6 protein-coding genes are annotated in these 6,035 nt (G+C 69.2%); 4 read left to right on the top strand and 2 right to left on the bottom strand.

Annotated elements, in window-relative coordinates; translation table 11 throughout:
* Window positions 1-79: 79 nt before the first annotated feature.
* Together arfB and ACOADB_RS07920 are read right to left on the bottom strand one after the other, a co-directional pair.
* Window positions 80-502, bottom strand: coding sequence for an alternative ribosome rescue aminoacyl-tRNA hydrolase ArfB (gene arfB, locus ACOADB_RS07915; RefSeq protein WP_378597418.1), 423 nt, complete (start codon window positions 500-502; stop codon window positions 80-82).
* An 8-nt stretch (window positions 503-510) separates the two neighbouring features.
* The gene (locus tag ACOADB_RS07920; RefSeq protein ID WP_378597419.1) at window positions 511-2,616 is read right to left on the bottom strand and encodes a molybdopterin-dependent oxidoreductase; all 2,106 of its coding nucleotides are present in this window, start codon (window positions 2,614-2,616) and stop codon (window positions 511-513) included.
* Between the two features lie 84 nt (window positions 2,617-2,700).
* Here ACOADB_RS07920 and ACOADB_RS07925 point away from each other — a divergent pair, with 84 nt between their 5' ends.
* From ACOADB_RS07925 to ACOADB_RS07940, 4 genes are all read left to right on the top strand, one after another.
* Window positions 2,701-3,033, top strand: a complete 333-nt coding sequence (locus tag ACOADB_RS07925) for a PadR family transcriptional regulator (RefSeq protein ID WP_056706170.1) — start codon at window positions 2,701-2,703, stop codon at window positions 3,031-3,033.
* A complete protein-coding gene (locus tag ACOADB_RS07930) occupies window positions 3,030-4,073 on the top strand; it encodes an HAAS signaling domain-containing protein (RefSeq protein WP_378597420.1) in 1,044 nt (347 codons plus the stop codon). The genes ACOADB_RS07925 and ACOADB_RS07930 overlap by 4 nt, the downstream gene beginning before the upstream one ends.
* A gap of 161 nt (window positions 4,074-4,234) precedes the next feature.
* The gene (rpsO, locus tag ACOADB_RS07935) at window positions 4,235-4,510 is read left to right on the top strand and encodes a 30S ribosomal protein S15 (protein ID WP_056706166.1); all 276 of its coding nucleotides are present in this window, start codon (window positions 4,235-4,237) and stop codon (window positions 4,508-4,510) included.
* Between the two features lie 149 nt (window positions 4,511-4,659).
* On the top strand, window positions 4,660-6,035 hold a 1,376-nt coding region (locus ACOADB_RS07940), incomplete at its 3' end, for a polyribonucleotide nucleotidyltransferase (RefSeq protein ID WP_378597531.1).

Here is a 6,035-nt window from a genome sequence, read left to right on the forward strand (position 1 = left end):
ACCCGACGTCGCCGCGTACAACCCGAACGGCTACTTCTTCGACGCGGTCGTCCGGCACCCGGTGAGCGTCGTCTGACGATCAGTCGTCGACGGATCCGCGCAGTCGCTTGGTGGTGCCGCGTTGGCGCTTGGCCTCGAGGCGGCGTTCCTTCGACCCGCGCGTGGGCTTCGTGGCGCGACGTGGCGGGGGAGGCGGGGCGAGCAGGTCGCGCACCCGTGCCGCGAGGCGTTCGCGGGCCGCGACCCGGTTGCGGTGCTGGGAGCGGTGCTCGTGGGCAACGACGGCGATCGGGCCCGGACTCCTGGTGAGCAGGCGGGTGCGCTGGGTGTCGGTGAGCACTCCGGACCCGCTCGGGTCCCAGACGAGCTCGACGCGGCTGTCGCTGGTGTTGACCGACTGACCGCCGGGGCCGGGCGAACGGGAGAACCGCTCGACAAGCTCGGTGTCGGGGATGACGAGGCCCTCGGGCAGGCCGGGGCCCGCGGGCACGTCGAGGTCCATGCCCGGGCCTAGGAGACGGTGACCGGCACGCCCGACAGCGCAGCATTGCCGGACAGGTCGAGCCTGTCGGGATCGGTCAGGTCGTTGATCGACACTCCGACGACCTCGGCAGCGATCCCCATCCGGGTGCCGCCGACCTGGTGTCCGAAGCCGTGGGGGAGTGACACGACGCCGGGCATCACGTCCTCGGTCGCCTGGACCTCCACCGAGACCGATCCGACGCGGGACTTGACCGTGACGAGCGCGCCGTCGACCAGGCCGCGGGCATCGAGGTCCGCCGGGTGCATGAGCAGCTGGTGGCGGTGGCGCCCGCGGGTCAGTCGCTCGGAGTTGTGCATCCACGAGTTGCAGTCGCGCTGGTGGCGCCGGCCGATGAGCAGCAACTGGTCGCCGCTCGGCACCTCGCGGGCACGGAGCCGTTCGAGGTCGCCGACCACGATGGCGGGCGCGGCCTGGATCCGCCTGTCTTTCGTGGCCAGCCGCTCGGGCAGCTGGCCCGCGCGCAGGGCGCCGAGGTCCACCCCTTCGGGATGCCGGCGCAGCTCGGTGATGGTGGTGCTGCGGCCGCTGCGCAGGAGCACCCCGATCAGGAAGGTCGGACTCATCCGCATCCGGGCCTCGCCCATCAGGCGTCGCTTGAGCGGGACCTTGCGGGGCAGCCGACGCGCCACCCGCAGGTAGATCTCGCGGAAGATCTCCCAGTCGTGGCGCTGGTCGCGCGTCTTGTCGAACACCGCCGGCGTGAAGCGGGCCGTGTTGCGGACGGCGAGTGCGTGGAACACCAGGTCGTAGTGGTCGCGCTCCAGCAGTGTCGTCGGCGGCAGGACCACGTCGGCATGCCGGGTCGTCTCGTTGAGGTAGATGTCGACCGCCGCATAGAAGTCGAGTCCGCTGATGGACCGGTCCAGGGCGGTGCCGTCGGGCGTCGACAGCACCGGGTTGCCAGCGATGGTCAGCAGGGCGCGCACCTGTCCGTCGCCGGGCGTGTCGATCTCCTCGCGGAGCACCGACACCGGGAGCTCGCCGCCGAACTCCGGGGCCTGGCGCACCCGCGACCGGAAGCGGTCGTGGTGGCCGCGTCCGATGAGGCCGCGCCCGACCACGTCGATCGCGGGGTTCGTGAACATCGCGCCGCCGACCCGGTCGAGGTTGCCCGTGACCAGGTTGAGCAGCTGGATGGCCCACTGGCACAAGGTGCCGAACTCCTGGGTGGAGACACCGATCCGTCCGTACGCCGCCGCACCGTCAGCGGCGGCGAACTCCCGGGCCACTCGCTCGATCTCCGCTGCGGGAACCCCACTGGCCTCCGCGGCCATGGCGGGGGTGAAGTCCGCCACCAGCCGCGCGACCTCGTCCAGCCCGTCGACGTACGACGGCGGGCTGGTCAGGCCCTCGGCGAACAGCACGTTCAGCAGGGCCAGCAGCACCCAGGCATCGCTCCCGGGCCGGACGAAGTGGTGCTCGGTGGCGACCTTCGCCGTCTCGGTGCGGCGCGGGTCGAAGACCACCATCTGCCCGCCGCGCGCCTTGAGCTCGCGCAGCCGGCCGGGGAAGTCGGGCACCGTCATGAGCGACCCGTTGGACGCCATCGGGTTCGCGCCGAAGACCAGGAAGTAGGACGTGCGGTCGATGTCGGGCACGGGCAGCAGCAACTGGTGGCCGTAGAGCAGGTGGCCGAGGAACTGGTGGGGGAGCTGGTCGACCGAGGTCGCGCTGAACTTGTTGTGGGTGCGGAACGACTGCACCAGCGCGACGCCATGGGTCATCGAGCCCAGGCTGTGCACGTTCGGGTTGCCGAGGTAGATCGCGAGCGCATCGTCGCCGTGGTCGCGGATGGTGGCCGCGAGCTTGTCGGCGACCAGGTCGAACGCCTCGTCCCAGGAGATCTCCTCCCACCGTGCGTCCGCGCCCTGTCCGATCCGGCGCACCGGGCGGCGCAACCGGTCCGGGTCGGCGTGGATGTCGCCGATGGCCACGCCCTTGGGGCAGATGTGGCCGCGGGAGAGCGGGTCGTCCGGGTTGCCACGGGCGCCCGTCACCTGGCCGTCCTCGATGGTGAGAAGGAGGCCGCAGGTCGCCTCGCACAGGTTGCACACGCCGATTCGTTGCTCCACTGACGCATCGTCGCAGTTCACGCCGACACGCGGAAGGTCGTCCGCTGTCGACAGTACTCTGCAAACCGTAATAGTGTGCACTGCATGGATTCGACCCAGCTCCTCAAGGGAGTCCTCGACCTGGCGGTGCTCGCGGTCGTCGAGGACGACGACGGCTACGGCTACGACGTGCTGCGGCGACTGCGCTCGGCGGGGCTCGGAGACGTGGGCGATGCCTCGGTCTACGGCACGCTCCGCAGGCTGTACGCCGCCGGTGCGCTGACGTCGTACGTCGTGCCCTCGGACGAGGGTCCGCACCGCAAGTACTACGGCATCACGCCGGGCGGGCGCGAACAGCTCAAGCGCGAGTCCGAGGACTGGCTCCAGTTCTCGACCACCGTGACCACGCTCCTTTCCGGCCAGGAGGCCAACGCATGAACGACACCATGAAGGTCGCAGTCCAGCCCGAGGTCGAGGCGTTCGTGGTCGAGGTCGAGCACCGCCTCGCCGACCTCAGTCCCGACGAGCGCGACGAGTTGATCGGCGGACTGCGCGCGGACCTCTCCGAGCGGTTGGCGGAGCACTCCGGCCCGGAGGCCCCGGCCGAGGTGCTCGGCGACCCGGCGGTGTATGCAGCAGAACTGCGGACGGCTGCGGGATTCGCGCCGGTTGCCGCCGAGCGACGTGAGCGACGGCCGGTCGCCGCGGTCGTGGGCGACTGGCTGGACTCCGGCAAGCGGACCTGGGAGGAACTGGTCGACAAGGTCCCCGGCGGTCCGCGGGAGTTCCTGGAATCGCTGCGACCGGTGTGGTGGGTGATCCGGGCGTGGGTGGCCTGGATGCTGCTCCAGGACATCGCGGGTCACGCGTCGCATGCCAGCTACGACTTCGACTGGCTCGCCGTCCTCCTGGTCCTGGTGATCGGCAGCGTCCAGGTCGGCCGTGGTGCGGGTCTCGTGGCCCGGGTGCGAGGTCATGCCGCGGCCCGACTGGCGCTCATCGGCCTGAACCTGCTGGCGATCTGCTTGCTGCCCAGCGCGATGGATCGTGCGGGGACAGGAATCGCCTACGACAAGGCAGAGCAGTGGGGCTACAGCGACTTCGGCAGCACGGAGGAGCCCGGTGTCGGCCTGATGTTCAACGGGGTCGAGCTGACCAACCTGTTCGTGTACGACGCCCAGGGAACGCCGGTCACGGGGGCCCAGCTCTTCGACGGTGCCGGTCGACCGCTCGTCATCAACGAGAACCTCTTCCTCGATGACTACCGGACGCAGATGTATCCGTGGTTGAGCAACGGAGCTCCCCGGTTCAACGTCTTCCCGCTCCCGGTGGGCAAGGTCGACCCGGAAACGGGTGAGCGGGCAGCCGATGCCTGGGACGGGCCGAACCCGCCCGCGCTGCCGGACTTCCCGTTCGCCGCCGCGCCGACCGTCGAGCTGCCCGAGCTTGCTGAGCTGCCTGAGGTTCCCGCGCGCTGAGGCGTCACCGATTGGAGACTCGCGGCCGGTCCGGGATAACCTTGGTCGGTTGTCGTCGGGGAGTCTCGACGGCACACCCGCCGTCAGAACGGCCGCGGATCGAGAGTGCTCCAGGAATTCAGGCTGGAGCGCCGCGCAACGAGCGAACACAGGGAGAACCCATGGCAGTCGGAACCGACGCTGAGACCAAGAAGAAGATCGTCGCCGAGTACGGCACGTCCGAGGGCGACACCGGTTCGCCCGAGGTGCAGATCGCGCTGCTGAGCCACCGCATCAGCCACCTGACGGAGCACCTCAAGAAGCACAAGCACGACCACCACAGCCGTCGTGGCCTGCTGCTGCTCGTCGGCCAGCGCCGCCGTCTTCTCAACTACCTGAAGAAGACCGAGATCGAGCGTTACCGCTCGATCGTCGAGCGCCTCGGCCTGCGTCGCTGACTTTCAGCCGCACGACATGCTCATGAACGGGTGACCCCTCGAGGGGTCGCCCGTTCTGCAATTCGCCCACCGATGGATAAGGTGGCGAACGTCATCAAGTCCATTTCAGCGGGGCAACGCGTCCCGCACCATCTGAATAAGAGAACCCCTTGACTGAACCCGTCATTTCCGCCGTGGAGACCGTTCTCGACAACGGCAAGTTCGGCACCCGCACCATCAAGTTCGAGACGGGCCTCCTGGCCCGCCAGGCCGCCGGTTCGGTGACCGCCTACCTCGACGACGACACGATGCTGCTCTCGGCGACCACCGCCGGCAAGCACCCCAAGGACCACTTCGACTTCTTCCCGTTGACCATCGACGTGGAGGAGCGGATGTACGCCGCGGGCAAGATCCCCGGCTCGTTCTTCCGTAGCGAAGGCCGCCCGGGCGAGGACGCGATCCTCACCTGCCGCCTGATCGACCGCCCGCTGCGCCCGACCTTCAAGAAGGGTCTGCGCAACGAGGTCCAGGTCGTCATCACCGTGATGGCGCTCAACCCCGACGCTCCCTACGACGTGCTCGCGATCAACGCCGCGTCGCTGTCGACCCAGCTCTCGGGCCTGCCGTTCTCCGGTCCTGTCGGCGCCACCCGCGTTGCGCTGATCGATGGCCAGTGGGTGGCGTTCCCGACCCACAGCCAGCTCGAGAACGCCGTCTTCGACATGGTCGTCGCCGGCCGCGTCACCGAGACCGGCGACGTCGCGATCATGATGGTCGAGGCCGAGGCCACCGAGGACTCGTTCGCCAAGGTCCAGGGCGGTGCCCAGGCGCCGACCGAAGAGGTCGTCGCTGCCGGTCTGGACGCGTCCAAGCCGTTCATCAAGCAGCTGTGCGAGGCCCAGCAGGAGCTGGCCAACGTCGCCGCGAAGCCGATCCAGGAGTTCCCGATCTTCCTCGACTACGAGGACGACGTGTACGCCGCCGTCGAGGCCGCTGCGAAGGCCGACCTGGCCTCCGCGATGACCATCGGTGACAAGCAGGAGCGCGAAGCCCGCACCGACGAGCTCAAGGGTGGCCTGCTCGAGAAGCTCGCCGGCCAGTTCGAGGGTCGCGAGAAGGAGATCGGCGCGGCGTTCCGCTCGGTCAACAAGCAGGTCGTCCGCGAGCGCGTCCTGCGCGACAAGGTGCGCATCGACGGTCGCGGCCTCGCCGACATCCGTCCGCTGCACTCCGAGGTCGACGTGATCCCGCGCGTCCACGGTTCGGCGCTGTTCGAGCGTGGCGAGACCCAGATCCTGGGCGTCACCACCCTCGACATGCTCAAGATGGAGCAGCAGCTGGACACGCTGTCGCCGGAGAAGTACCGCCGCTACATGCACAAGTACGTCTTCGCCCCGTTCTCCACCGGTGAGACCGGTCGCGTCGGTTCGCCGAAGCGTCGCGAGATCGGCCACGGCGCCCTGGCGCGTCGCGCCCTCGTGCCCGTGCTGCCGAGCCGCGAGGAGTTCCCCTACGCGATTCGCCAGATCTCCGAGTGCATGGGCTC

Origin of the sequence: Nocardioides sp. CPCC 206348 (genome assembly GCF_048654705.1) — a bacterium.
Classification (GTDB): Bacteria; Actinomycetota; Actinomycetes; order Propionibacteriales; family Nocardioidaceae; genus Nocardioides.